The sequence below is a fragment of the Winogradskyella sp. MIT101101 genome (assembly GCF_047126865.1).
In the GTDB taxonomy this organism is placed as follows: Bacteria; Bacteroidota; Bacteroidia; order Flavobacteriales; family Flavobacteriaceae; genus Winogradskyella; species Winogradskyella ouciana.
Genome location: NZ_CP138982.1, coordinates 3,095,650 through 3,120,863 on the forward strand (window position 1 = coordinate 3,095,650; position 25,214 = coordinate 3,120,863).

13 protein-coding genes and 1 pseudogene are annotated in these 25,214 nt (G+C 36.9%); 4 read left to right on the top strand and 10 right to left on the bottom strand.

Annotated features, from left to right (window positions below; genetic code table 11):
* Window positions 1-105 precede the first annotated feature (105 nt).
* Window positions 106-450, bottom strand: a complete 345-nt coding sequence (locus tag SIB89_RS13935) for a DUF6249 domain-containing protein (RefSeq protein WP_155089304.1) — start codon at window positions 448-450, stop codon at window positions 106-108.
* Between the two features lie 143 nt (window positions 451-593).
* Here SIB89_RS13935 and SIB89_RS13940 point away from each other — a divergent pair, with 143 nt between their 5' ends.
* Together SIB89_RS13940 and SIB89_RS13945 are read left to right on the top strand one after the other, a co-directional pair.
* Complete coding sequence (locus tag SIB89_RS13940; protein WP_412560245.1) at window positions 594-1,178, top strand: RNA polymerase sigma factor; 585 nt, start codon at window positions 594-596, stop codon at window positions 1,176-1,178.
* Window positions 1,179-1,276: 98 nt separating this feature from the next.
* Window positions 1,277-1,681, top strand: a complete 405-nt coding sequence (locus SIB89_RS13945) for a hypothetical protein (RefSeq protein WP_155089306.1) — start codon at window positions 1,277-1,279, stop codon at window positions 1,679-1,681.
* Between the two features lie 37 nt (window positions 1,682-1,718).
* Here the strand turns inward: SIB89_RS13945 and SIB89_RS13950 are convergent, their stop codons facing one another.
* The 5 genes and pseudogenes from SIB89_RS13950 to SIB89_RS13970 all read right to left on the bottom strand — a co-directional run bounded on the left by SIB89_RS13950 (window position 1,719) and on the right by SIB89_RS13970 (window position 10,037).
* Window positions 1,719-2,954: a DEAD/DEAH box helicase gene (locus tag SIB89_RS13950; RefSeq protein WP_412560246.1), complete on the bottom strand. Its 1,236-nt coding sequence runs from the start codon at window positions 2,952-2,954 to the stop codon at window positions 1,719-1,721.
* A 35-nt stretch (window positions 2,955-2,989) separates the two neighbouring features.
* Window positions 2,990-3,945 (bottom strand): annotated as a pseudogene (gene rlmF / locus SIB89_RS13955) (23S rRNA (adenine(1618)-N(6))-methyltransferase RlmF).
* 55 nt (window positions 3,946-4,000) lie between these two features.
* Window positions 4,001-7,453 carry a pyruvate carboxylase gene (locus tag SIB89_RS13960; protein WP_412560247.1) on the bottom strand — a complete coding sequence of 1,151 codons (3,453 nt, stop codon included), beginning with the start codon at window positions 7,451-7,453 and terminating at the stop codon, window positions 4,001-4,003.
* Between the two features lie 19 nt (window positions 7,454-7,472).
* Window positions 7,473-8,534 (bottom strand): hypothetical protein, encoded by a 1,062-nt coding sequence (locus SIB89_RS13965; protein WP_412560248.1) that lies wholly within the window; start codon window positions 8,532-8,534, stop codon window positions 7,473-7,475.
* A gap of 330 nt (window positions 8,535-8,864) precedes the next feature.
* Window positions 8,865-10,037, bottom strand: coding sequence for an NAD-dependent epimerase/dehydratase family protein (locus SIB89_RS13970; protein WP_412560249.1), 1,173 nt, complete (start codon window positions 10,035-10,037; stop codon window positions 8,865-8,867).
* Window positions 10,038-10,225: 188 nt separating this feature from the next.
* Between SIB89_RS13970 and SIB89_RS13975 the strand changes: the two genes are divergently transcribed.
* On the top strand, window positions 10,226-17,158 hold the full coding sequence (locus SIB89_RS13975; RefSeq protein ID WP_412560250.1) for a choice-of-anchor Q domain-containing protein: 6,933 nt from the start codon (window positions 10,226-10,228) through the stop codon (window positions 17,156-17,158).
* 251 nt (window positions 17,159-17,409) lie between these two features.
* Here the strand turns inward: SIB89_RS13975 and SIB89_RS13980 are convergent, their stop codons facing one another.
* From SIB89_RS13980 to htpG, 3 genes are all read right to left on the bottom strand, one after another.
* The gene (locus SIB89_RS13980) at window positions 17,410-17,994 is read right to left on the bottom strand and encodes a Crp/Fnr family transcriptional regulator (protein ID WP_412560251.1); all 585 of its coding nucleotides are present in this window, start codon (window positions 17,992-17,994) and stop codon (window positions 17,410-17,412) included.
* Between the two features lie 92 nt (window positions 17,995-18,086).
* Window positions 18,087-19,736 carry a serine hydrolase gene (locus SIB89_RS13985; protein ID WP_412560252.1) on the bottom strand — a complete coding sequence of 550 codons (1,650 nt, stop codon included), beginning with the start codon at window positions 19,734-19,736 and terminating at the stop codon, window positions 18,087-18,089.
* A 123-nt stretch (window positions 19,737-19,859) separates the two neighbouring features.
* On the bottom strand, window positions 19,860-21,770 hold the full coding sequence (gene htpG / locus SIB89_RS13990) for a molecular chaperone HtpG (RefSeq protein ID WP_412560253.1): 1,911 nt from the start codon (window positions 21,768-21,770) through the stop codon (window positions 19,860-19,862).
* Between the two features lie 309 nt (window positions 21,771-22,079).
* Here htpG and SIB89_RS13995 point away from each other — a divergent pair, with 309 nt between their 5' ends.
* Window positions 22,080-22,547 carry a phage tail protein gene (locus tag SIB89_RS13995; RefSeq protein ID WP_412561921.1) on the top strand — a complete coding sequence of 156 codons (468 nt, stop codon included), beginning with the start codon at window positions 22,080-22,082 and terminating at the stop codon, window positions 22,545-22,547.
* Window positions 22,548-22,664: 117 nt separating this feature from the next.
* Here SIB89_RS13995 and SIB89_RS14000 read toward each other — a convergent pair whose 3' ends face one another.
* On the bottom strand, window positions 22,665-25,109 hold the full coding sequence (locus tag SIB89_RS14000) for a prolyl oligopeptidase family serine peptidase (RefSeq protein ID WP_412560254.1): 2,445 nt from the start codon (window positions 25,107-25,109) through the stop codon (window positions 22,665-22,667).
* Window positions 25,110-25,214: the final 105 nt, after the last annotated feature.

Below are 25,214 nucleotides of genomic sequence, written 5' to 3' on the forward strand. Positions count from 1 at the left end.
AAATAAATTCAGCAAGGCAAATTATTCTTAAGCTACATTATTTGTGCCACAAAAAAACGCCTCATAAATGAGGCGCTTTCTTATTTGATTGATTAGGTTTAAGTATTAGTTGTCTAATGCTTTTTTGGTTTGGGTAAAGCCTACATAAAGTCCAACTCCAGCCATTAAAAAGGTCATAGCAGGATAAATAACATTGTCGTCTAAATTTGTAGTGCTTTCTAACAAATTTGCAAGGAAAAGCCCTAGACCAATACCCATTAATAGAAAGGCTATATTTATAACAACAACCTTCCAGGCTGATCCAGATCGTTTCCCGATATTAAATATACTGGCATCTGCGCCTTTTTCGATTAGGGCAAGACGTTCTTTATTTCGTGTTGAAAAGTATAGATATACCATTCCGAAAATAGCGGCGAACAGACTAATTGGTATTAAAATTTCTTCATCCATAATGTTTGTTTTTTAATTGATTAATTTTATGTGTTACATACCTTATGACGATAGGTTTTTGATTTAGGTTACAATTTTTTCAAAAAAAATAATTTCAACTGTTTGTGTAACCTAATATATAATGTAGTCGTCTTAAATACAAAATGACCACCAACGACGAAAACATATTAATAGATGCTATTAATAATGGCGATACTAGGGCTTATGCGCAACTAGTTGATCGTTATAAGGACTTAGTCTATACTTTAGCGTTACGAATGTTAAAGCATAAGGAAGAGGCGGAAGAGGTGGCGCAAGACACCTTTATAAAAGTATTTAAGTCATTGGACAAATTTAAAGGAGACTCAAAGTTTTCGACCTGGATTTACAGAGTGGCTTATAACACGTGCTTGGATAATATAAAAAAGAACAAGAAACATTTAAATAATGTTGCCATAGATGAGTTTACTTTTAATAAACTCGATACTATAGATAATGCCTTGGACAATATCATTAATGAAGAAAGAAGTGTATTGATTAAAAAATGTATTGACAAATTACCAGAAGATAGCAGTGCGTTATTAACCTTGTTTTATTTTGAAGAGTTATCTTTAGAAGAGATATCAAAGATTATAAATATTGAAGCCAATACCGTAAAAGTGAAGCTTTTTAGAGCTCGAAAAAAACTGGCAGTTATTTTAGAGCAGTATTTGCAACCACAAAATATGATAAACTATGGAAGCCCATAACCTGTCTGCCGACAGGCAGGTGGGCATTTGGTCAATGGTGGTTATTGCCATCTAAATAAGTTAGTGAATTAGAACTAATGTTATAAAATATTGAAGTTATGATAGAAGATGATAAAAGAATAGAAGATTTAGTTAATAAGTTGATGTCTGCTGATAGCTTAGAACAAGCACCTGCTGACTTTACCGATAATGTAATGTCAAAAATTGAAGCTATATCAGAATCTAAAACTATTGTCTATAAACCATTAATTCCTAAATATGTTTGGTGGCTCATAGCCTCAGGTTTTGTAGGATTGGTTGGGTATGCGCTGTTTTCAAAATCCAATGACACTACAAGTCTTTCTGAGCGTTACAATTTACCTGATGTATCATTTAGCTTATGGGAGAATTTTTCTTTTGACTTTTCTAATGCATTGATGCATGCAACGGTATTGTTGGCTATAATGGTTGGTGTTCAAATTCCGTTGTTGAAACAGTATTTTAATAATAGATTGTCTTATTAGTTGTGATTCAGGAATTTTATCTAACCTATTAGACAGATTAATACCAACGCTTCTTCTTTTTCTTTGAAGCTACACTTTTACGTCCTTTTTTATACTTACTACCTTTCTTTTTATGTACTATCGGTTTGGCTTTAGGATCTAAAGGATATGGATGTTCGGTCTCAATTGGAATCTGAACATTAATGTACTGTTCAATAGTTTTTACATAGCTTTTTTCGTCTGCGGAGCACATGGAGTAGGCTTTTCCAATATTACCAGCTCTACCAGTTCTGCCGATTCTATGCACATAGGTTTCGGCTTGGTTTGGCATATCAAAGTTAAAGACATTATCGAGTTCGTTGATATCAATACCTCGTGCAGCTACATCAGTAGCAATAAGGATTTTTACGTAGCCGTTTTTAAATTTGTTTAAAGCGGTTTGTCTATCACTTTGGTTTTTATCGCCATGAATACTATCCACCTTGTATCCATTTTCAGCAAGGCGTTGTTCGAGCTTATTGACACCAAATTTGGTACGTCTAAAAATGAGGGCATTGCCTTTAATTTCATTTCGTAACAGGTGCAAGCACAGTTCTATTTTTCTTCGCTTTGGAACATAATACAACACCTGACTCACATCTTGAGCCACAGATTTTGTGGGAGTTACATCAATACGCTCAGGATTTTTGAGAATGGTTTTGGCTAATTCTTCAATTTTATAAGGAATAGTTGCCGAAAACAAAAGGGTTTGTTTCTCTTCTGGACAAAGACGTTCAATTTTTTTGACATCATCTATAAAACCCATGGCCAACATTAAATCGGCTTCATCCAACACCAAGGTTTCTATATGATCTAAATTGATATAATCCTGTTTGTGCAAATCGAGTAAACGACCAGGTGTTGCCACTAAAATATCGATTCCTTTTTTCAAAACATCAATTTGTGGTTCTATAGAAGTACCACCAAAAACTACTAAAGATCTTAAATTAGAAAATTGTGCATAGTTTTTAAAATTCTGCTGAATCTGAACTGCCAATTCTCGTGTAGGGCTAATAACCAAAGCCCTGATTTTTTTACCACGTTTGGGTGCATCTTGCTTATCAAACAATTGTTGTAGTATCGGTAAGGCGAAAGCAGCAGTTTTTCCGGTTCCTGTTTGTGCGGAAACAATAACATCTTTCCCTCGCAATACTGGTGGAATAGCAAGTTGCTGCACTAAGGTAGGTTCAACATAACCTGAAACCTCAATAGCTTTAAGTAACGGTTTTATAATTTTTAGGTCTTTGAAGGACATTCATTAGAATTTGTGACAAAGGTAGAACAAATGTTTTACCAACGCTCATTAGCCCAATCCTTTTGTTCTTGTTCAGTCAAAAACGTCCAAGCAATAAATCGGCTGACTTTTTGCCCTTGTCCCATTTCAATAGTTTTTACATCAGTTGCATTCACTTTTTGTAAAATTTTGTAGGTAGGTTTTAAAGTCACTTCTTTAGAAATTAAACTCGTAAACCAAAAGCATTGTTTGCCAAAATGTTTGCTTTCGTAAATCATGTCTTTTACAAAACGAGCTTCACCACCTTTGGTCCATAATTCATTGTTTTGTCCGCCAAAATTCAAAAGCGCTTTACTTGGTCGATTTCCTTTTAAGTTTTTCAGCTTTTTTAAACTTGCTTTTTCAGCATCTCTGGCAGAGGCATGAAATGGAGGATTGCACATGGTGAAATCTACTTTTTCTTCTGGTTTAGAATGCCGCGGAAGAAATTATTAGCTTGCTCTTGGCGTCTAATTTCAACGTTAGATTTTAAATTAGAATTGCGTTGCTCAATTTGTTTAGCAGATATAATAGCAGTCTCGTTGGTGTCACTTCCAATAAATGACCAACCATATTCATGATTACCAATAATTGGATAAATGCAACTGGCGCCAACACCAATATCGAGTCCTTTAATGTTATTGCCTTTCGGAATCTCTTTCCTATCACCTTTTAAAAGATCAGCGATATTATGAATATAATCCGCTCTTCCTGGAATTGGTGGACATAAATAATGTTTTGGAATATCCCAAAACTCAACCTTGTAATGATGTTTTAATAGTGCTTTATTTAATGCTAAAACAGCTTTCAGATTAAAAAAATCTACAGAATTATCACCATATTTATTCGGAGCAACAAAAGTTGCTAATTCTGGTGAGCTTTTAATGAGTTCATCAAAATTATAGCGTTCTCTATGTTGGCTTCTGGGATGAAGTTCTGATTTTACTTTTGGATGCGGTTTCTTTTTATGCAAATTGAAAGATTTTCTTCATGCAAAGGTAGTTGAAAAGAAACAGTTATATTTCTTTTTATTCCATAGTCACAATCAAATCGTCCTGCTTCACCATACTCCCTTCACCTAAAGGAACCGATTTAATTTTGCCAGCTTTATGCGCAGTTACAGTTGTCTCCATTTTCATGGCTTCAATAATAAATAATGGGTCGTTCTCTTTAATATCTTGCCCTTTCTTAACTAATACCTTATAAAGCGAGCCTTGTAAAGGTGCTCCGATTTGGCTGTTGTTTTCTGGATCGATTTTTACATTTTCATGTTTTTTAATGTTGAGGGATGTATCTAAAACTTCAACATATCTATTTTCACCATTGACTTTAAAAAACACGATACGTTTTCCTTCGTCGTTAGGTATGCCAACAGATAGTAGTTTTACAATAACAGTCTTTCCAGGTTCTAAAGTCACTAAGGTTTCTTCACGTAATTTCATACCATAGAAAAAGTTTTTGGTCGGAATTAGAGCCACGTTGCCATATTTCTTATAATTTTCGTGTGCTTTGTCAAATACCTTTGGGTATAAGGTGTAAGACAGAAAATCTTCCATCTCAATAGCTCTGGTAAATCCTTTTTGATATTTTTTCTTGAAGGCCTTATACTCCTTGTCAAAATCTATAGGATCTAAATGCGCATTTGGTCGATCTGTGTAGGGTTCTTTATCTTTTAAAATTATTTTTTGAAGTTCCTTTGGGAAACCACCGGTCGGTTGTCCTAAATCTCCTTTAAAGAAACTGATGACGGACTCTGGAAACGAGAGCTCCTTGCCACGAGACATCACATTTTCTGGAGTAAGATTGTTGGTAACCATGTAAATAGCCATGTCACCAACCACTTTAGAACTTGGTGTAACTTTTGGGATTTCACCAAACATATCATTCACTTTGGAATACATTTGTTTAACTTCGTCAAAACGATCTCCTAGACCTAATGCTTCAGCTTGTGGTCTTAAGTTAGAATATTGTCCACCAGGAATTTCGTGTTGAAACACTTCGGCTGTACCAGCCTTTAAACCCGATTCAAATGGGTAGTACATCTCACGAGTATCTTCCCAAAAATTAGAGAATTCATTGAGCTTAGTCATGTCAAAATCGTGCTCACGTTCATGTCGTTTCATCATCTCTACAACTGCATTAAAGTTGGGTTGCGATGTTAATCCTGAAAGTCCTCCTAAAGCTACATCAACCACATCAACTCCAGCTTCTATGGCTTTAAGATATGTTGCTGTTTGTAATGATGATGTGTCGTGCGTATGTAAATGGATAGGCACATTAACTGTGTTTTTTAAAGCAGTGACCAACTCAGTTGCAGCATAAGGTTTTAGTAATCCAGCCATATCTTTAATGGCTATCATGTGCGCACCTGCATTTTCTAAATCCTTAGCGAGTTGTGTGTAATATTTTAAATTGTACTTAGTCTGTGTTGTATCTAAAATGTCGCCTGTGTAACTCAAGGCTGCTTCTGCGATTCCGCCAGTTTTGTTACGTACATAATTAATGCTCGGTTCCATGGCTTTTACCCAATTGAGCGAATCGAAAATTCTAAAAATATCAACTCCATTTTCCCAAGACTTTTCTACAAATTTTTCAATCAAATTATCCGGATAAGCCTTATAGCCCACACCATTAGAGCCACGTAAAAGCATCTGAAACAAGATGTTTGGTACTGCTTCCCTAAGTTGCTTTAAACGTGTCCAAGGACTTTCGTGCAAAAACCTTAAGCACACATCAAAGGTTGCACCTCCCCAAACCTCCATACTAAAAGTATTGGGATGGTTTTTCGCGAAGCTTTCAGCGACTTTCAGCATGTCAAACGTACGCATACGTGTAGCTAAAAGTGATTGATGCGCATCACGCATTGTGGTGTCTGTATATTGAATTTGCTTTTCGTCTTTAAGCCATTTGCAAAATTTTTCGGATCCAAGTTCTGTCAGTAAATCCTTTGTGCCTTTCGGGTAATCTTCTTTAGAATTAAACTTAGGGACTTTAGCATCTCTAAAGACTTTATTTTCATCAATAAACTTTACATCCGAATTTCCGTTGACGATGACTTCAGCTAAAAAGTTTAAAGCTTTTGAGGTTCTATCCTGAGGCAGCTTAATGTCAAAAAGCTCTGGTGTATTTTGAATAAAATTCACATTTACCTTCCCTTCTCTAAACGTGTTATGTTTAATTACATTTTGCAAAAAATGAATATTGGTTTTTACACCTCTAATTCGAAACTCTTTCAGTGCGCGAGACATTTTTCTTATGGCTCCATCTAGTGTTCTACCATGAGCAGAAACTTTTACTAACATGGAATCAAAAAATGGACTCACGTTATAACCTTGATAAATACTACCAGCATCTAATCTAATTCCCATACCAGATGCACTTCTGTATGTGGTAATGTCTCCGTAGTCTGGTGTAAAATTATTTTCAGGATCTTCTGTAGTCAATCGACACTGTAAAGCAAAACCATAGGTTGCCAAACTGTCTTGTTCATAAATTTTGATTTGTTTATCCGATAACTTATAACCTCCAGCAATAAAAATTTGTGATTTTACTAAGTCAATACCAGTAACCATTTCAGTAACCGTATGCTCAACTTGAATTCTAGGATTCACTTCTATAAAATAGATGTTATCTTGTTGATCGACCAAAAACTCAACCGTACCAATATTGTTATAGTTAACTTCTGAAGTGATATCAACAGCATATTTATACAACGCATCTTTTACCTTTTGAGAAACGTTGTAAGACGGAGCTACTTCAACTACTTTTTGATGACGACGTTGCACAGAACAATCGCGCTCAAATAAATGACGAATATTACCATGTTTATCTGCAACGATTTGCACTTCGATATGCTTAGGATTTTCAACATATTTCTCCAAAAACATGGTGTCATCACCAAAGGCATTAAGTGCTTCGTTACGCGCCGAATTGAAATTTGATTCTAAATCTTCACTGGTTCTAATGACTCGCATTCCTCGACCACCACCACCAGATGCAGCTTTTAGCATCACTGGATATCCAATTCTATTTGCTTCAGAAATTGCAACTTCAAGAGAGGTTAAATCTTCCTTGTTACTTTCAATAATTGGGACATTACATTTTACGGCAATTTTTTTAGCCGTAATCTTATCACCAAGCGCATCCATAACTTCAGGATCTGGACCAATAAAAATAATGTCATATTCGGCACATCGTCTGGCGAATTCTGAGTTTTCAGATAAAAAACCATAACCAGGATGTATGGCATCTACATTTTTGGATTTTGCTAAAGCCACAATTTCCTCAATATCGAGATAAGGCCTTAAAGGGTCATTGTTTTCACCAATTTGGTAGGCTTCGTCGGCTTTGTAACGATGTTGGGAATAACGGTCTTCGTAGGTGTAAATCGCAACGGTTGCTAGATTGATTTCTGAGCAAGCTCTTAAGACACGTATAGCAATTTCGCTTCGGTTGGCAACTAAGACTTTTTTTATTTTCATGATGGGTTGATTGGTCTGGTTATTTGATGAGGTATGGATTTTCGTTAACATAGTTTCTGGTAATAAAATCTAAGCCATTGCTTAGAAGTTCTCCCATGTTTTTCGATTTCTTAAAGTTAACATCTTTGGTCAGTTTGAACAAAGCTGTACGCAACTCGCTTATTTTTTCTGGTGTGGAAATGGTATCGGTTTTCATGCATTGCACAAGGTCGTCTAAACGCTCGTGTTCACTAGTGGCACGTTTAGCCAATAGCGAACGTTCTTCTTTTTCGTATTGCTCTATGGATTCCTTTGCCAATACATTTAAGGTCATTTCCACATAGGCATTATTTTCTTTTAGAAACTGAGGTTTATAGACTTTTGGATTGCCTTCATAACATTGTTGGTCAAAATCTATGGCTCTGATACGGTATTGCACACGATCGAAATCTTGTGTAATGACAATGACATAATTATACGAGCGCATATCTGCCAACAACCGCACAAAACAGCGTTCGTTAAACTTTACAAACTCTTTGGCTAGTGCTCGCTTGTCTTGCTCAGAAAGAGTGTTTAGATTGTTGTCTATAAAGGTGTCTCCCGGAATTCCAGAAATATGTTCTTCTATAAGTGTGTCTTTATGAACCAGAAAATTGATATGATTCGGTGATAATAAATGCTCTAATTCCAGACCATAAATACGTGAAGCATCTGCCTTTTTTATATAGAGGAAAATATAGTTGTCGTTAAGGATGTTTCTAACCTTTACTCTGAATGGTTTGGTGTTACCGAACGTACAAAAATCAATACTGTCTATATTGAGATATGGAATAATATTATCACTACCATCAGAGTGTAAGATGGAATACATTTGCTTTAGGCTGTGCTCAATTTCGTCACGTTCGTATTCTGCGTAGTAACAACTGATCCATAACGTGTCTTTACCGTCATTATCAAAAATTTCTACGGCTCCTTGAAAGCGCAATAAGTCATCATAAAAAATCGGAATTTTTATGTTTCTGCCTTGTTCGCTTAGATAATCGGATAGACAATTGCTTATAGGATAAGCAGGCTTTTTTTTGGATATCAGCTTTTCACTCATGGCATTTATTTGGCGGCTATAAGGTAAATTTTAATTATTAAATTTCCTATGCGTGCATAATATTTTTTAATTTTCTCTATTAATCAGCTTGAAAAACAGTTAAATAGAGATATAATGAAAATTACATAATAAATTAACGTGCTGTTAATTAAGTGTTTAAATAATAGATATACGGTTAATTATTGACTATAAGTTGAAGTGTTTTTCAAAAAAAATCGATGTAATTACAAAATCCTATTTTTAGGGCTATCACATGAAGAATTTTAGACGCTTTTTTAATAGTTATGGGTAATAGTTTGAGATGGATGTTGTTTCAATAGGACGGATTTACTAGTTGCGCTCTTTCCATTGTGCAATTATTTCTTCTTCCTTTTTAAGCATAGCTTCAAGATTCGTATTGAAATTTGTCTTTCGTTCGTTATCGACTTTATCGGAATTCCACCAACTTAAGGTGTCTGTGACTATAGTACTAATCGGTCTAAAGGTTAATCCTGCAGCAATAGATTTTTTATTGGAAATTCTAGCTGATCCATAATGTTCCTTATCTGGCAGTATCCATGGAATGGAATAATACATGTCATTGGCTTTTAAAAACTCATAATCATCGACCATAACAAAAGACGATTCAACATCAAAAGAATTTGCAGCCTCCTTAATAAATTCTTGCATCGTCTGCTTTGATTTTGGGCCAACTCCATTGTAAGTGCCATGCTGATTATTTTCTGCCAATCTAATAAACCATTCTGCAATATCCCTTACATCTATATATTGCACAAGATCTTCACTTTTTCCAGGAATTATGTGTTCGCCTCCTTTTGATAATCTAACAGGCCAATGCACAAAGCGATCCGTTCTGTCACCTGGTCCTAGCATATACGTTGGCCTTACAACGACTGTTCGCTCTTTGCCAAACGCTTTTATGGCTGCTAACTCAGAGTTGGCTTTCATGACACCATATTCCATTTCGTACTTTTCATATTCATCGAGACCTTCAGGCATTATTAAAGCAACTTCTGTTTCTGGAGTTAGATTACCATTTAAATACGGATAATAAACACCAGTTGAAGAGGTGTACATATACAAATCAACGTTATCTTTTAGTAGTTCAGCCGTAGCTTTTGTCCATTCCACTTTACGGCCAGAGTTGTCTATAACGACATCCCATTTTCTATTTTCTAAAGCTTTAAGATTATCCTCTCGGTCACCTATAAGTTGTTCAACTTTGTCAAATAATTCCGCGTGTATTCTCGGCTTTGTTTTTCCTCTTGTAAATGTAGAAACAGAATGTCCCCTAGAAAGTGCATAGGCTATTTGATGTGGGCCCAAATAGCTTGTTCCTCCTAATATTAAGATGTTAAGTTTTTTGGAAGTTTTATTAAGATTATTTGATTTGGTTTGTGCATCCGATTTACAATTCAAAACACTACTGCCTAAAATTGGAATTGCGACACTTGCCAATGCACTTTTTTTTATAAATGACCTTCTTGTATTTGGCTTTTTCATCTTAATGGCTTTAGATTCTAAAGTTATGAAAATAATGGTCGGTGATGACGCTTTAGCACTTTTTTCATTATGTTAAAATAATGTTAAAACAACACTTTTTTAAAACCCTCATTAGCACTACCTCGTAAGCATTATGTCTTTCCCAAGAGACTAACCACAACCTATTCGTTTAATTTAAAACTTACCAAATGAAAAACAAAACTACCTTTATTGCTATTCTCTTAGCAATTTTTACAACTTCATTATCTTTTTCACAGGTCGTCACTAGTGGCGCAGATGATGGTACAGACGGAACTTTACGAAACGAAATTGCAGATACTCCCGCTGGTGGTACAATAACCTTTGTAGGTGTATCTACAGTTACATTGAATAGCGAATTATTAATTGACAAAGATCTAACCATTGATGGTACAGCAGTCACAACAGTGACAATTGACGCCAATAATAATGGTCGAGCATTTAATATAACTGCAGGCAATGTTACTTTTAATGATTTAACAATTACCAATGGTTTAGCAGATGATGGTGGTGGAATTTATATGACCAATGCAACCGTAACCATTAATAATTCAGTAATAACAAACAATGTTGCTAATGGAACAGGTTCTCCCGCTGGATCTGGTGGTGGAATTTTTAATGACATAGGTGGTGTTCTAACGGTTAACGATTCAGAAATTTCCAACAATACAGCCAATAGAGCTGGTGGTGGAATAGAAGACAATTCAGGTGCTGATTTAGCTATCACGCTTAATAACGTAAATTTAGATAACAATAATGCTGGTGCTTCACCGGCAATTGCTGCTCCAGGAAATGGTGGTGGATTACATATTACAGGAGCAGGTGATGCCAATATTACAGGAGGAACCGCTAATGGAAACATCGCTGGCAAAGAAGGTGGTGGTTTATGGAATGGATCTGGAACAATGACAATTACAGGTACAACGATTATGGATAATTCTGCCATTGGTGATGCTACAGGTGGAGGAGGCCTTTTTAATAATGGAGGAATAATCGATGTAGACGCTACAACAACTTTATCTGGAAATATAGCAATGGGAGCGACACCAGGAGGACGTGGTGGAGCCATTTTTAATAATACAGGTGGTACATTGAATTTAGCATCTGGATTAACGATCTTAGGAAACTACGCAAGTAGAGCTGGTGGTGCAATAGAGGATGCTTCTGGTGGAACTTTAATTTTATCTGGTGTAACACTTAGTGGTAATTCCGCTGGTGTAGATATTGGTTTGGGTAATCCTATCATGTCAAATCCAGGAAACGGAGGTGCATTGCACTTATCTGGTACAACCAATGCTACATTAACCAATGTAACTGCAGATGACAATTTTGCTGCCTCAGAAGGTGGTGGACTATGGAACAATTTAGGAACCATGAATGTTATTAGCGGTAGTGTGAGTGACAATATAGCGTCTGGTGATGCGGCCGATAATGGTGGTGGTGGAATCTTCAATAATGGTGGAACCTTATTCGTAGGAAGTGGTGCAACAGTTTTAAATAATATTGCCAATGGAGCCTCAGGTTCTGGTGGTGGTATTTTTAGTACAGATGGTGATGTTACTGTGGATTCTTCATGGGTAGCTTATAACACTTCAAATAGAGCTGGTGGTGGTATTGAATTAGTGGAAGGTTATATAATTATTACAAATACCACTCTAGATTTTAATGAAACAGGTTCTGCACCAGGAAATGGTGGTGGACTTCATATCACTGGTGCTGCCAATGCAAATATCACAGGTGGTACTGTAAATAGTAACATCGCATCTAGAGAAGGTGGTGGATTATGGAATGGTTCTGGGACAATGATTGTTGATGGAACAATGATAGATGGAAATGATGCACAAGGTGCTGGAGCCGATGATGGTGGTGGAGGTATCTTTAATAATGGTGGTGCTCTTGTGGTGCTTCCAACAACAACAATTACAAACAATACAGCATCAGGAACGTTAGGTTCTGGTGGAGGGATTTTCTCTTTATCGCCAGGAACATTGAGCATTGATGGTCTTACAATAGAAAATAATACAGCCAATAGAGCTGGTGGTGGAATTGAGATTGCCAGCAGTAGTGGAGAAACATATACATTCAATAATGTAAATCTAAATGGAAACACGGTAAACGGACCAGCACCAGGAAATGGTGGTGGACTTCATATCTCAGGAATGGGAGATGTAGTTTACAACGGCGGTGCAGTAACAAATAATGTTGCCTTTGAAGGTGGCGGACTTTGGAACAGTGTTGGTTCTATGACCATAACAGGTACAACGATTACAGGAAATACTGCCAATGGTGATGCCACTGGAGGTGGTGGACTATTCAATAATGGTGGTACACTAAATGTAGATGCAACAACGACCTTAACAGGAAATAGTGCAATGGCAGCTACACCAGGTGGACGTGGTGGAGCGATTTTCAATAATACTGGTGGTACATTAAATGTTGCCTCTGGGTCAATAATTTCAGGTAATTACGCAAGTAGAGCTGGTGGTGCAATTGAAGATGCTTCTAATGGAACATTAACTTTAGATAACGTAACGCTTTCAGGGAACTCTGCAGGTGTAGATATCGGATTAGGTGCTATGGCAAATCCAGGAAATGGTGGTGGAATTCACTTATCTGGAACTACAAATGCTAACATATTAAATAGTGATATCGATTCTAATGAAGCTGCTCAAGAAGGTGGTGGATTATGGAATAACCTAGGAACAATGACTGTTAGTGGTTCTACGATCAACGCAAACATTGCCTATGGTAATGATGCAACAGATGGTGGTGGTGGAATCTTCAACAATGGAGGTGACATGCTAGTTCAAAACAGTACTGTAATCAGTAATAATATAGCTGACGGAGCATCTGGTTCTGGTGGCGGAATTCTAACTATTAGTGGAACAGTAACGGTAGATGGTTCTACTATTACAATGAACCAAGCGAATAGAGCTGGTGGTGGAATTGAACATGCAGGTGGAACACTAAACCTTGTAAATACAACTTTAGATATAAATAATGCTGGAGTCGCTCCTGCAGTAGCCGCACCAGGTTCTGGTGGAGGATTGCATGTATCTGGAGCTGCAACAACAAATATTACAGGAGGTACAACAAATGGAAACATTGCTGCTAATGAAGGTGGTGGATTATGGAATGGTTCTGGAGTAATGACTATAGTAGATCACACAGTCGATGGAAATACAGCATCTGGAAATGATGTTATAACTCCAGGAGCTGCAGGTGGTGGTGGAATTTATAATGAAGGTGGTACACTAGATTTATCAGGTTCTACAGCTATTACTAATAATGTTGCCGATGGAGCACAATCTACTGGTGGTGGTATTTTAAATGCTGCTGGTACTTTAATGGCAAACGGCATTTCTATTATGAATAATACATCTAATAGAGCTGGTGGTGGAATTGAAGCTAATAACAGTGGACCAGTAATACTTACTAATGTAAGTTTAAACTCTAATGAAACAGGAATTGTTACAGGAGCTGGTGCACCAGGAAATGGTGGTGGACTACACATAAGTGGAGATAGTGCTGTAACCATTACAGGCGGAACTGTAGAGGGTAACACTGCTGCCTCAGAAGGTGGTGGATTATGGAATGGTTTAGGTTTAATGACCGTAGATGCTGTTAATATTGAAAATAATACGGCTAATGGTGATGCTGCTGATAATGGAGGAGGAGGAATCTTCAATAATGGAGGTGACATGCTAGTTCAAAACAGTACTGTAATCAGTAATAATATAGCTGACGGAGCATCTGGTTCTGGTGGCGGAATTCTAACTATTAGTGGAACAGTAACGGTAGATGGTTCTACTATTACAATGAACCAAGCGAATAGAGCTGGTGGTGGAATTGAACATGCAGGTGGAACACTAAACCTTGTAAATACAACTTTAGATATAAATAATGCTGGAGTCGCTCCTGCAGTAGCCGCACCAGGTTCTGGTGGAGGATTGCATGTATCTGGAGCTGCAACAACAAATATTACAGGAGGTACAACAAATGGAAACATTGCTGCTAATGAAGGTGGTGGATTATGGAATGGTTCTGGAGTAATGACTATAGTAGATCACACAGTCGATGGAAATACAGCATCTGGAAATGATGTTATAACTCCAGGAGCTGCAGGTGGTGGTGGAATTTATAATGAAGGTGGTACACTAGATTTATCAGGTTCTACAGCTATTACTAATAATGTTGCCGATGGAGCACAATCTACTGGTGGTGGTATTTTAAATGCTGCTGGTACTTTAATGGCAAACGGCATTTCTATTATGAATAATACATCTAATAGAGCTGGTGGTGGAATTGAAGCTAATAACAGTGGACCAGTAATACTTACTAATGTAAGTTTAAACTCTAATGAAACAGGAATTGTTACAGGAGCTGGTGCACCAGGAAATGGTGGTGGACTACACATAAGTGGAGATAGTGCTGTAACCATTACAGGCGGAACTGTAGAGGGTAACACTGCTGCCTCAGAAGGTGGTGGATTATGGAATGGTTTAGGTTTAATGACCGTAGATGCTGTTAATATTGAAAATAATACGGCTAATGGTGATGCTGCTGATAATGGAGGAGGAGGAATCTTCAATAATGGAGGTTCGGTTACCATACAAAATGGAACAGTAATCACCAGTAACCTTGCTGCAGGAACTGCTGGCTCTGGTGGTGGAATTCAAAATGTTGACGGTGGGACTATAACGGTTTTAAATGCTTCAGTGAGTGGTAACCAAGCTAATAGAGCTGGTGGCGGAATTGAAGATAACTCTTCAGTTGCTAGTGGTACTATTATATTAACCAATGCTACTTTAGATAACAATACTGTAGGTACAGCACCAGGAAATGGTGGTGGACTACATATTACAGGTCCAGGTAATGCAACAATTACTGGAGGAACAGTTAATGGAAATATAGCTGCTTCAGAAGGTGGTGGATTATGGAATGGTTCTGGTTTAATGACAGTAGATGGAACAACAATAGATAACAATACTGCAAACGGTGATGCTGCTGATAATGGTGGTGGAGGAATCTTCAACAATGGAGGAACACTAATTGTTCAGAATGGAACAGTTATTAGCAATAACGATACTGGTGGAGCTGCAGGTTCTGGTGGTGGAATTCAAAATGTTGATGGAGGTTCGGTTTCAGTTTCAGATTCATCTATTACAGGAAACGTTTCTAATAGAGCAGGTGGTGGAATTGAAGATAATTCTACTGTAGCCGTTGGAACAATCACGCTACTTAATGTGATATTGAATAACAATTCAACAGGTTCTGCACCAGGAAATGGTGGTGGATTACACATGACAGGTCCAGGAAATTCAACAATAACAGGAGGAACAGTTAATGGTAATACTGCATCTTTAGAAGGTGGTGGGTTATGGAATGGCTCTGGTATGATGACTGTTGATGGTACAACTATCGATGGAAATACTGCAAGTGGAGCTGCTGCCAATGAAGGTGGTGGAGGAATCTTCAACGCTGGAGGAACGCTGATTGTTCAAAACAATACTGTTATAAGTAATAATGTTGCCGACGGAGCTGCTGGTTCTGGTGGTGGTATCTTAAATGATATGGGGACATTGACTGTAACAGATTCACAATTAAATGACAACACATCTGTTAGAGCAGGTGGAGGAATTGAAGATAATTCTGCTATGGGAGGTTTATTAACCTTAACCAATGTTACACTTTCAACAAATAGCACAGGTGCAGCACCAGGAAATGGTGGTGGGCTTCATATCACTGGACCTGGTGATTCAAATATTACAGGTGGTCTAGTTATAGGAAATGACGCTGCTAGAGAAGGTGGTGGACTTTGGAATGGTTCTGGAATTATGACTTTAGATGGAGTTACAATTGATGGAAATTCTGCCACAGGTGATATGGCTGATGATGGTGGAGCTGGTATCTTCAATAATGGAGGAACATTAAATATAACTAACGGAACTGTTGTGTCAAACAATGTGGCTTCTGGTGTATCTGCTTCTGGTGGTGGCTTGTTAAGTACAGCTGGAGATGTTACTATAACAGATTCAACTTTTGAGACCAACGCAGCGAATAGAGCTGGAGGTGCAATTGAGTTAATTGATGGTAATTTAATATTCTCAAATTCTATTATGATGAACAATAATGTTGATGGGATGGCTGGTGTTGCAAACCCTGGAAATGGTGGTGGATTCCATGTTACGGGAACGTCTGGAACTATTGATATTTCAACCAGTACAATTACAGGTAATACTGCTGCCAATGAAGGTGGTGGACTTTGGAATCAAAACGGTACTACTATGACTGTAACTATGTCGACAATAGACAATAATACTGCTGGTGTAGGTGGAGGAATTTATAATAATACGGGCTCTATTACTTCAGTTATGACGAGTACTATTTCTGGTAATGCTGCATCAGTTTCTGGCGGTGGATTAACTAATAATGGTGCAACTTTAGACTTGAATGCGGTAACTGTAGCTCAAAATACATCTATTGGTACTGGTGGAGGTATTGATGCAATAAATAATGTATCTCTAAAGAATACCATTGTAGCATTGAATACTGCAGCGTCTGGTATGGATGTTTCAGGTACACTAACGTCAAACGATTATAATTTGATTGGTATGGATGATTTAAACGTATTCACACCACAAACAAATGATATTGAAGGTGCAGACCCAGTAGTTGGTCCATTACAAAATAATGGTGGTACAACGTTAACTCATCAATTATTGGATGGTTCACCTGCATTTGATGCTGGTGATGCTGGTGATGCCTTTGTAGATCAGATTGGTCAACCTGTATTTGGAGCTGCAAGAGATATTGGAGCATACGAATCGCAAGTAGCACTGTCTATTGAAGATTTCAATGAAGTTTCAGTATTGAATATTTATCCTAACCCAACAAAAGGACAATTCAACATTGTAATAGATGACGCTGTAACTGGTGAGGTTAAGGTTCAGATTGTATCTATGACAGGTAAGATGGTGAAACAACTTTCTATCGGAAATGGAACAAATCAAATGGATATAAGTGGAATGGCTTCAGGTATTTATGTTGTTAACATTAATACAGAACGAGGAAGCTCTACTCATAAATTGATTTTAGATTAATAGTATATTAACCGCTTGCTAATACTGAAAAAGACCATCGAGAGATGGTCTTTTTTTATGAATCTAAACCATAAGCAAATAAAAAAGCACAAGAAATTAAACTTGTGCTTTTTGCTATTAACCATAAGGGAATACGATTTATGGTAGATTAACTATAAGTAATTAGGGTTTATCAGTTGAATCTAAATTTCAATCTTGGTGCAAACATAGTTGCTTTATAAACAATAAAAATTGATGTATGATAATAAAAACTAAATACTAGAAATTTCTTTGCGGATTCTACTCAAGCTTTCTGTAGTTATTCCTAAGTATGAGGCAATATGGTAATTTTTAACCTTCCGTTCTATATCTGAATAAGTGTGTATAAAGTTTAAATACCGTTCCTTTGCTGACAACGAAAAATCAGCAATTATTCTTTTTTGAAAGTACGCATAAGAACTTTCGAGTTTTCGTCTTATGTAGGTGTCAAATTTTGGAGAATTCTCATGAAGATACTCACGGTCAGAATTAGATAATTTACAAAGTACAGCTTGCTCAAGAACTTCTAAGGTCATTATCGCTTGTGAAGATGTAAAAAATGCCGTAAAATCAGTAATCCACCAATCTTTGATACCAAATTGCAAGGTGTGTTCTTTCCCTTTATTATCGATGTAAAATGTTCTAAGGCAGCCAGTTTCGATGTGGAAAAGATCATTAACAATATCTCCGGGTTTAAAGATGATTTCCCCTTTATTGTATTCAACACGACTCATCACAGAAGCAATAAGCTCTAATTCAACTTTGGAGAGCTCTACGTCTTTAAATATCCTTTGTATATGGCTAAGAGAACCAGACATTTTTTTGTTTAATTAATGAAAAATTACAAAAATTCTAATAAAAAAAACCACTTCGTTAGCTCAAAGTGGTTTTAGTCTTAGAATTACAATCTTTATTCAATCTTTTTAGCAACAGTCTCTGCGCCACCTTGGTAAAGAGTAAAACTCTCAACTTTTCCAGAATCGTTTTTACTAAATTTTACTTTCAGAGGAGTTACTTTAGCAAAGAATGTCGTTTCGTTTTCAGCAAAAATTTCAAACTTACCTTGCCCAGTCGCTTGTCCAAAAATTTGGTTGCCATCTATGGTGATTTCAACATTAAAATTAGGTGCTATTTCATAGGTTCCAGCATATTGTTTTAAGATGTCGTTGGATAAAGTGATTTCTTTTCTGGCTTCAGGCATAGGTTTATCAACTTCTTTACCTACATTTTCGGAATCTGTAATAAAGATGGCCTGTCGCTTTCCATCTGCTAATGTTGAGAATTTGTATTCAATATTTCCTTCTTCAAACATAAAGCGATTTTCAGAAAGCGGGAAAATTTCAAAAACAGTATTGGTTTCTGATTCACGCATACTGTTTAGTTTTCCATCTTTCATAAAAATATGTCTAATGGCTCCATCTTCAAATTCATAAGCACCGACCCATTGTTTCATTTTTTCTTCAGAAAGTGAAATAACATCCTTCATGGTTGGGAATGGTTTGCCAATAGCTGCTGCTGCAAGGCTTCTTGTAACTGCTCCGATATCATTACAGCTACAGTTGCTGAGTCCGATAACATAAACATCTTCATCAATTAAGTAAATACCATTGGTTGAAGTCCCAAAAATACCACCACTATGGGTATAGCCTTTTGAGCCTTTTAAGTTCATTTCTCCCAAGCCATAACCATACGGAATATGTTCTCCGTTATTAAGTTCTGAGCCTTTAATCGCTTTATTGAAAGTTGCTTCTTTGATAAGCGTATTATTCTTTAGAGCATTTTGCCATTTTAGCATATCATCTACAGTTGAGGTTAAGGAACCTGCAGCGTGTGGTAAGGTCATGCTAATATAGTTTGCGTTCACATAACCATTAGCATCTTGTTCGTAACCGTCAACTCGATTTTTAACTATTTCTCTATTGTTACCAAAACTAGAACTTGTCATTCCAAGTTGTTTGAAGATTTTGTTTTCTATAAAGTTCTCATAGGTGTCACCAGACAAAACCTCAATTATTTTTCCAAGGAGTACATAACCTGAATTATTATAGGAATAGGCATCACCAGGATCGAAATCCATAGGCTCATTTTTAAAGTAGTCAATTAATTCGTCCAAGGTTTTATCGTTACGAGCTACTTTGGCTAAATCTCCCATACCTGTATAACTTTTTATCCCAGAGGTATGATTAAGCAAATGATGGACAGTTATAGTTTTACCATGTGTGGGATAATCTGGAATAAATTTAGTGATAGGATCATCTAAACTCAATTTTCCCTGCTCTTCTAGCATTAAAATTGCCACAGCCGTAAACTGTTTAGTGATAGATGCCAGCATAAATACATTCTCAGGAACCATATCTACGTCTAATTCTAAATTGGCCTTGCCTACGGCTTTCCTATAAATAGGTTTACCGTCTTTGGCAATTAAAATTGTAGCACCTGGCATATCATCTTGATAGTATTGCGAGACAATATCATCAAATTGTGTGGTTAGGTCTTGAGCCTGTGTGGTTGTAAAAAGAAAACAAAGGGCAAGAGTTAAGAAAGAGAATTTTGGATTCATAATGTTATAAGATTGATTGTTTTAAGTGTGACGACTTATTTGCCAATAAGTTACAAAAAAACCACTTAGAGTTTTCTAAGTGGTTTAGATATATGTAGGATGCTGAATACATCAGCGCGTCAGCTATTTAATCATATCATAGCTACGTTTAATAAAGTTTGTCAGCTCTTCACCCTTAAGTAGGCCTTGAGATAAACGTGCTAAGTCTAAACTTTGATTAATTAAACGCTCTTGTTTTTTTCGTGTTTTGGTATTCAAAATTTCGCTCACTAAATCGTGATTGGTGTTGACTACCAGATTGTACATCTCTGGCATATTACCCATACCAAACATGCCGCCTCCACCAGTTTGCTGCATCTCTTTCATACGACGCATAAACTCTGGTTGTGTAATCATAAATGGTGAGGCAGAACTATCCATAGCTTCTAACTGAACCATAAACTTTTCTGATGGTACAACGTCCTTCAATAACTCATCTAACTTCGTTTTTTCCTCATCAGATAATTTAGAAATTGTTGTATCATCTTTCTTAATAAGGTTATCGATATGGTCTGCATCTACACGAGCAAAAGAGATGTTCTCTTTAGAAGTCTCCAGCTTTTGCATTAAATGACTCACAATTGGTGAATCTAATAACAATACCTCATAACCTTTGTCCTTGGCCGCCTGGATGTAACTGTGTTGCTCATCTTTATTAGATGCGTACAGAATCACCATTTTATCATCCTTGTCAGTTTGCTTTGCTTTAATGGCATTGGTTAATTCTTCAAATGTATAATACTTGCCATCAACCGTTGGGTATAGAGCGAATGCATCTGCTTTTTCAAAGAACTTTTCTTCAGACAACATTCCGTATTCAATAACGATTTTAATGTCGTCCCATTTCTTTTCAAAATCCTCACGGTTATTGTTGAATAATGACTTCAACTTATCAGCAACCTTACGTGTAATGTAAGATGAAATCTTTTTTACGTTTCCATCAGCTTGTAAGTAAGAACGCGAAACATTCAACGGAATATCTGGGGAATCAATCACACCTCTTAGCATGGTTAAGAATTCTGGTACAATACCTTCAACGTTGTCAGTAACAAATACCTGATTTTGGTACAATTGAATTTTATCCTTTTGAATGTTGAGGTCATTCGTCATTTTAGGGAAATACAGAATTCCCGTTAAGTTGAATGGATAATCTACATTTAAATGAATGTTGAACAACGGTTCTTCAAACTGCATTGGGTAAAGCTCTCTATAGAACTTTTTATAATCCTCGTCTTCTAAATCTGCAGGTTGCTTTGTCCAAGCCGGATCAGGATTGTTGATAATGTCATCAACCGTAATCTGCTTATGTGGCTCAGTAGTTTCCTTGCCATCTTTATCCTTCGTTGTTTTTGGAGTAAAATCCGGATCGTTGATTTCCTTAGTTCCGAATTTAATCTGAATAGGCATAAACTTATTGTACTTAGTTAAAAGTTCACGGATTCTAGCTTCCTCTAGGAACTCCTGTTCGTCTTCAGAAATATGAAGAATAATTTCTGTACCTCTTTCTTTTTTGTCTGCTTCTACTAAGGTAAACTCAGGCGAACCATCACAGGTCCAATGTGCTGCAGGTTCATCTTTGTAAGATTTAGTGATAATTTCAACTTTATCAGCTACCATAAAAGCAGAGTAGAACCCAAGACCAAAGTGACCAATGATTCCTGCGTCTTTACCAGCATCTTTGTACTTATCTAAAAACTCTTCAGCACCAGAGAAAGCAACTTGGTTGATGTACTTTTCAACCTCTTCAGCTGTCATACCTATACCTTGATCTATGATGTGAAGTTTTTTGCCTTCCTTGTCAATTTTTACCTCAATGATTGGGTTGCCATATTCTACTTTGGCTTCTCCAATACTGGTTAGATGCTTTAACTTTAGAGTTGCGTCAGTCGCATTACTAATCAGCTCACGTAAAAAGATTTCGTGATCTGAGTATAAAAACTTTTTAATTAACGGAAAGATGTTCTCTACCGATACATTAATGTTTCCTTTTGCCATGATAAAAATTTATTTTTAGTCTTTCCCATAAAAATGGGAATCTGTTTACATTTTGTTTTAATTTCATTTAACCAATAGTCAAATAAAATACCAACTCTACAATTGTGACAAGATGGCAGAATGAATTCAGCTCTTTTAGTAACTCTTTAATAGCATTAGTTCTGATTGTTGTATATTGAATACTACTAACCAAATAATAGTATTATGACAAAAAAAGTATTACTTATTTTAATTGTTGCCCTTTGTTTTGGGTTTACAACAGAAGAAGAACCAACTTATGACCAATTTGGTTTTATAGGTGAAGTAAAAATGTTTGCTGGAAATTTTGCGCCAAGAGGATGGGCTTTGTGTGAAGGTCAAATGCTCTCTATTAGTCAGCATTCCGCCCTATTCAGTATTTTAGGAACCACTTATGGAGGCGATGGTAGAACCACATTTGCGTTACCAGATTTAAGAGGAAGAGTTCCTGTTGGTCCGGGAACAGGGCCAGGATTATCACCTTATCGAATGGGTCAAACTGGTGGAACAGAAACCAATGTCGTAACTGTAGGCAACATTCCCGCTATGAGTTACGGGATTCCTGCCTATGAGGCAAGTGAATTAAAAGGTGGAGCTATTGAAAAAGGTGCAAAGGCTATTTTAACAACCGGAAGTGAGGCTAATAGTACGTTTACAAATACTATTAATGGCCTTGGGCAGTCTTCAAATAATTTGCAACCTTATTTAGGAATGCACTATATTATATGCCTTACTGGTACTTTTCCTTCGAGAAGTTAAAGAAACATTATCGACTAAAAAAAAAGCTGATTTATAATAATCAGCTTTTTTTATGACCTAAGATTTATTCAGAAAAACAGAATTATTTCACTTTTGAGACTGTCTAAATAAAAACCACTAGTTCTTTATAGTCTCTTCATTCTCAATTTTTTCTTCTTTCTTTTCTTTGTTTTTAACGTGCTTGTCTAGCCATTGGTCTTGTTCCCAAAGCATGTGCATTATGGATTCCTTGGCTCTGTAGCCATGACTTTCTTTAGGAAGCATTACTAATCTTACAGGTGCTCCTAAACCTTTAAGCGCATTAAAATAGCGCTCGCTTTGCAATGGATACGTACCGGAATTATTATCTGCCACACCATGGATTAACAGTAAAGGTGTTTTCATTTTGTCAGCATGCATAAATGGCGACATGGTATAATAAGTTTCTGGCGAATCCCAATAGCTGCGCTCTTCACTTTGAAAACCAAATGGCGTTAATGTTCTGTTGTAAGCACCACTTCTGGCGATTCCGGCAGCAAACAAATTGGAATGCGATAATAAATTGGCTGTCATAAATGCGCCATAACTGTGACCACCAACAGCTACTCGGTCTCTGTCAATATAACCTAATTTGTCAACAGCATCTATGGCCGCTTTTGCGTTAGCCACAAGTTGTTCTCTAAAGGTATCGTTAGGTTCATCCTCGCCTTCGCCAACGATTGGGAAAGCTGCATCATCTAAAACTACATAACCTTTAGTCACCCAATAAATAGGTGAGCCCCAATATGGATAAACAAATTCATTAGGGTTAGCCGTACTTTGCCCAGCACTGCCTTTATCTTTGTATTCACGAGGGTAAGCCCAAAGAATCATTGGGTATTTTTTACCTTCTTCATAATCTAACGGAAGATATAATGTGCCATCCAAATCCAATCCATCATCTCGCTTGTAATTAATAACGCGCTTATCGACATCTTCTAAGCTTTTAAAAGGATTTTCAAAATCCGTTATTGGTGTTAAGCTGTTCTTTTTAATATTTCTAATGTAATAATTCGGGTATTCGGTTTGGGATTCAATTCGCACTAAAATATCACCTGTTTTCATGTCAATGGCAGAATTCAAGCTTTCAAGCTTATCTGTATATTCCGATTGATACAAACGTTTGGTTTCTCCAGTTTTTATATTGTATTCATCAATAAAAGGAAATTGACCTTCTTTGCTATAGCCAGGTCCCATTAAATAGAGGCTATTTCCATTTTTGGTTAATGTATAACGTCCAAATTCATTTTTAGAACTCACAAAATTTCCAGGATTGCTATACACATCTTGGTAATTTCTGTCCACAATAATTTTTGCTTCATTTGATTTTGAAGGGTTAAACAGATATTGCTTTGTATTTCTTGTATTCCACCAGTAGTCATAGGCTATCGCTGTGTTGTCATCTCCCCAAGAAATACCTGAGAAACGTTGTTTTGTTTTTAGCAATAGCTTTGGGTCACCTGTGAATGGTGCTTTTTGTTGATAGACGGCATCTCTGTACTCTACATCAACTTCTGGGTCACCTTTATCCAATGCTTCAGCCCAAACCAATGTTGCAGGTTGGTCTGCGCGCCAGTTTAAACTTCGTTTTCCCATTCGTGTTGCCATAAAACCTTTAGGGCGGACTTCATCTAAAGGTACGGTGTTCACGGTTTTTACCACATTACCTTTGTTGTCGTAAATGGTCTGCTCGTAAGGAAATCTCGTATAAGTTACTAAATATGAGAACGGTCTGTCTATAGTGGTCACCATGACATAGTTACCGTCTGGTGAAAAACTTATACCACGATACATGTCTGCTGGCAGGAAATCTTCAGCATCTCCATTTATTGAAACTTTTTTGATTGTAGAGCGTGCCAGTTGCTCAAAATTCTTTTCATCATTTGGTGTTTTTAATAAATCCTGATAGGTTCTGTTCTGCGCTTTGGCTCCATCACTCACGGATACCGTTGGTCCTGTTGGTACAGCAATAGCTGTGTCTATCAATGGTTTTCTGTCGCTTGGTAACATTTTTACCAAAAGATGCTCATTGTCCTTAAACCAGTTGATGGTACTGCCCATATTGGCATTAACATTGGCATCTGTAAGCTTGGTGACTTTGGCCTCCTCGATGTTTAACACCCAAACTTCAACACCTTTAGATGTGGTATTTAAACAGGCTATCATGGTTTCGTCTGGTGACCAACTAAAGCCTGAAAGCCTTGCGTTTTCAGGTAAGCCCATAACCTGTTTGGCCTCTTTGTCCGTGGTTTTCTTAACTTTTAAATTGGTGTAGTAATTGGTTCGGCTTCCAATATTGGTCACGGGATTGATACGCAAACCAGCGAGTCGCATTTCGGTTTCAGATAGTTCTGCTATGGATTTGTACTGATTGCGGTAGAGTAGCACCATGTGCTCTCCTTTACTGTCAATTTGTACTCCTGGCGCCAACTCTACGTCTGCCAGTTCTAAAATTTCTTCTGATGGTTGTTGATACGTTAAGCTTTGTTGCGCATAGCCATTTAATAAAAATAGTAATGCGAATAATTTGATGAATGATTTCATGTTTTAAGAAAATTGATTAGCGCCTTGAAGATAAGGAAAAATGAAACCGACAAATGTGATAGAGATGTTAAATTTATAGACTAATATTCTGAAAATTAGCTAAAC

Coding starts and splice junctions, on each gene's coding strand:
- SIB89_RS13935 (WP_155089304.1), bottom strand. CDS start 450: ATGGATGAAGAAATTTTAATACCAATTAGTCTGTTCGCCGCTATTTTC.
- SIB89_RS13940 (WP_412560245.1), top strand. CDS start 594: ATGACCACCAACGACGAAAACATATTAATAGATGCTATTAATAATGGC.
- SIB89_RS13945 (WP_155089306.1), top strand. CDS start 1,277: ATGATAGAAGATGATAAAAGAATAGAAGATTTAGTTAATAAGTTGATG.
- SIB89_RS13950 (WP_412560246.1), bottom strand. CDS start 2,954: ATGTCCTTCAAAGACCTAAAAATTATAAAACCGTTACTTAAAGCTATT.
- SIB89_RS13960 (WP_412560247.1), bottom strand. CDS start 7,453: ATGAAAATAAAAAAAGTCTTAGTTGCCAACCGAAGCGAAATTGCTATA.
- SIB89_RS13965 (WP_412560248.1), bottom strand. CDS start 8,534: ATGAGTGAAAAGCTGATATCCAAAAAAAAGCCTGCTTATCCTATAAGC.
- SIB89_RS13970 (WP_412560249.1), bottom strand. CDS start 10,037: ATGAAAAAGCCAAATACAAGAAGGTCATTTATAAAAAAAAGTGCATTG.
- SIB89_RS13975 (WP_412560250.1), top strand. CDS start 10,226: ATGAAAAACAAAACTACCTTTATTGCTATTCTCTTAGCAATTTTTACA.
- SIB89_RS13980 (WP_412560251.1), bottom strand. CDS start 17,994: ATGTCTGGTTCTCTTAGCCATATACAAAGGATATTTAAAGACGTAGAG.
- SIB89_RS13985 (WP_412560252.1), bottom strand. CDS start 19,736: ATGAATCCAAAATTCTCTTTCTTAACTCTTGCCCTTTGTTTTCTTTTT.
- htpG (WP_412560253.1), bottom strand. CDS start 21,770: ATGGCAAAAGGAAACATTAATGTATCGGTAGAGAACATCTTTCCGTTA.
- SIB89_RS13995 (WP_412561921.1), top strand. CDS start 22,080: ATGTTTGCTGGAAATTTTGCGCCAAGAGGATGGGCTTTGTGTGAAGGT.
- SIB89_RS14000 (WP_412560254.1), bottom strand. CDS start 25,109: ATGAAATCATTCATCAAATTATTCGCATTACTATTTTTATTAAATGGC.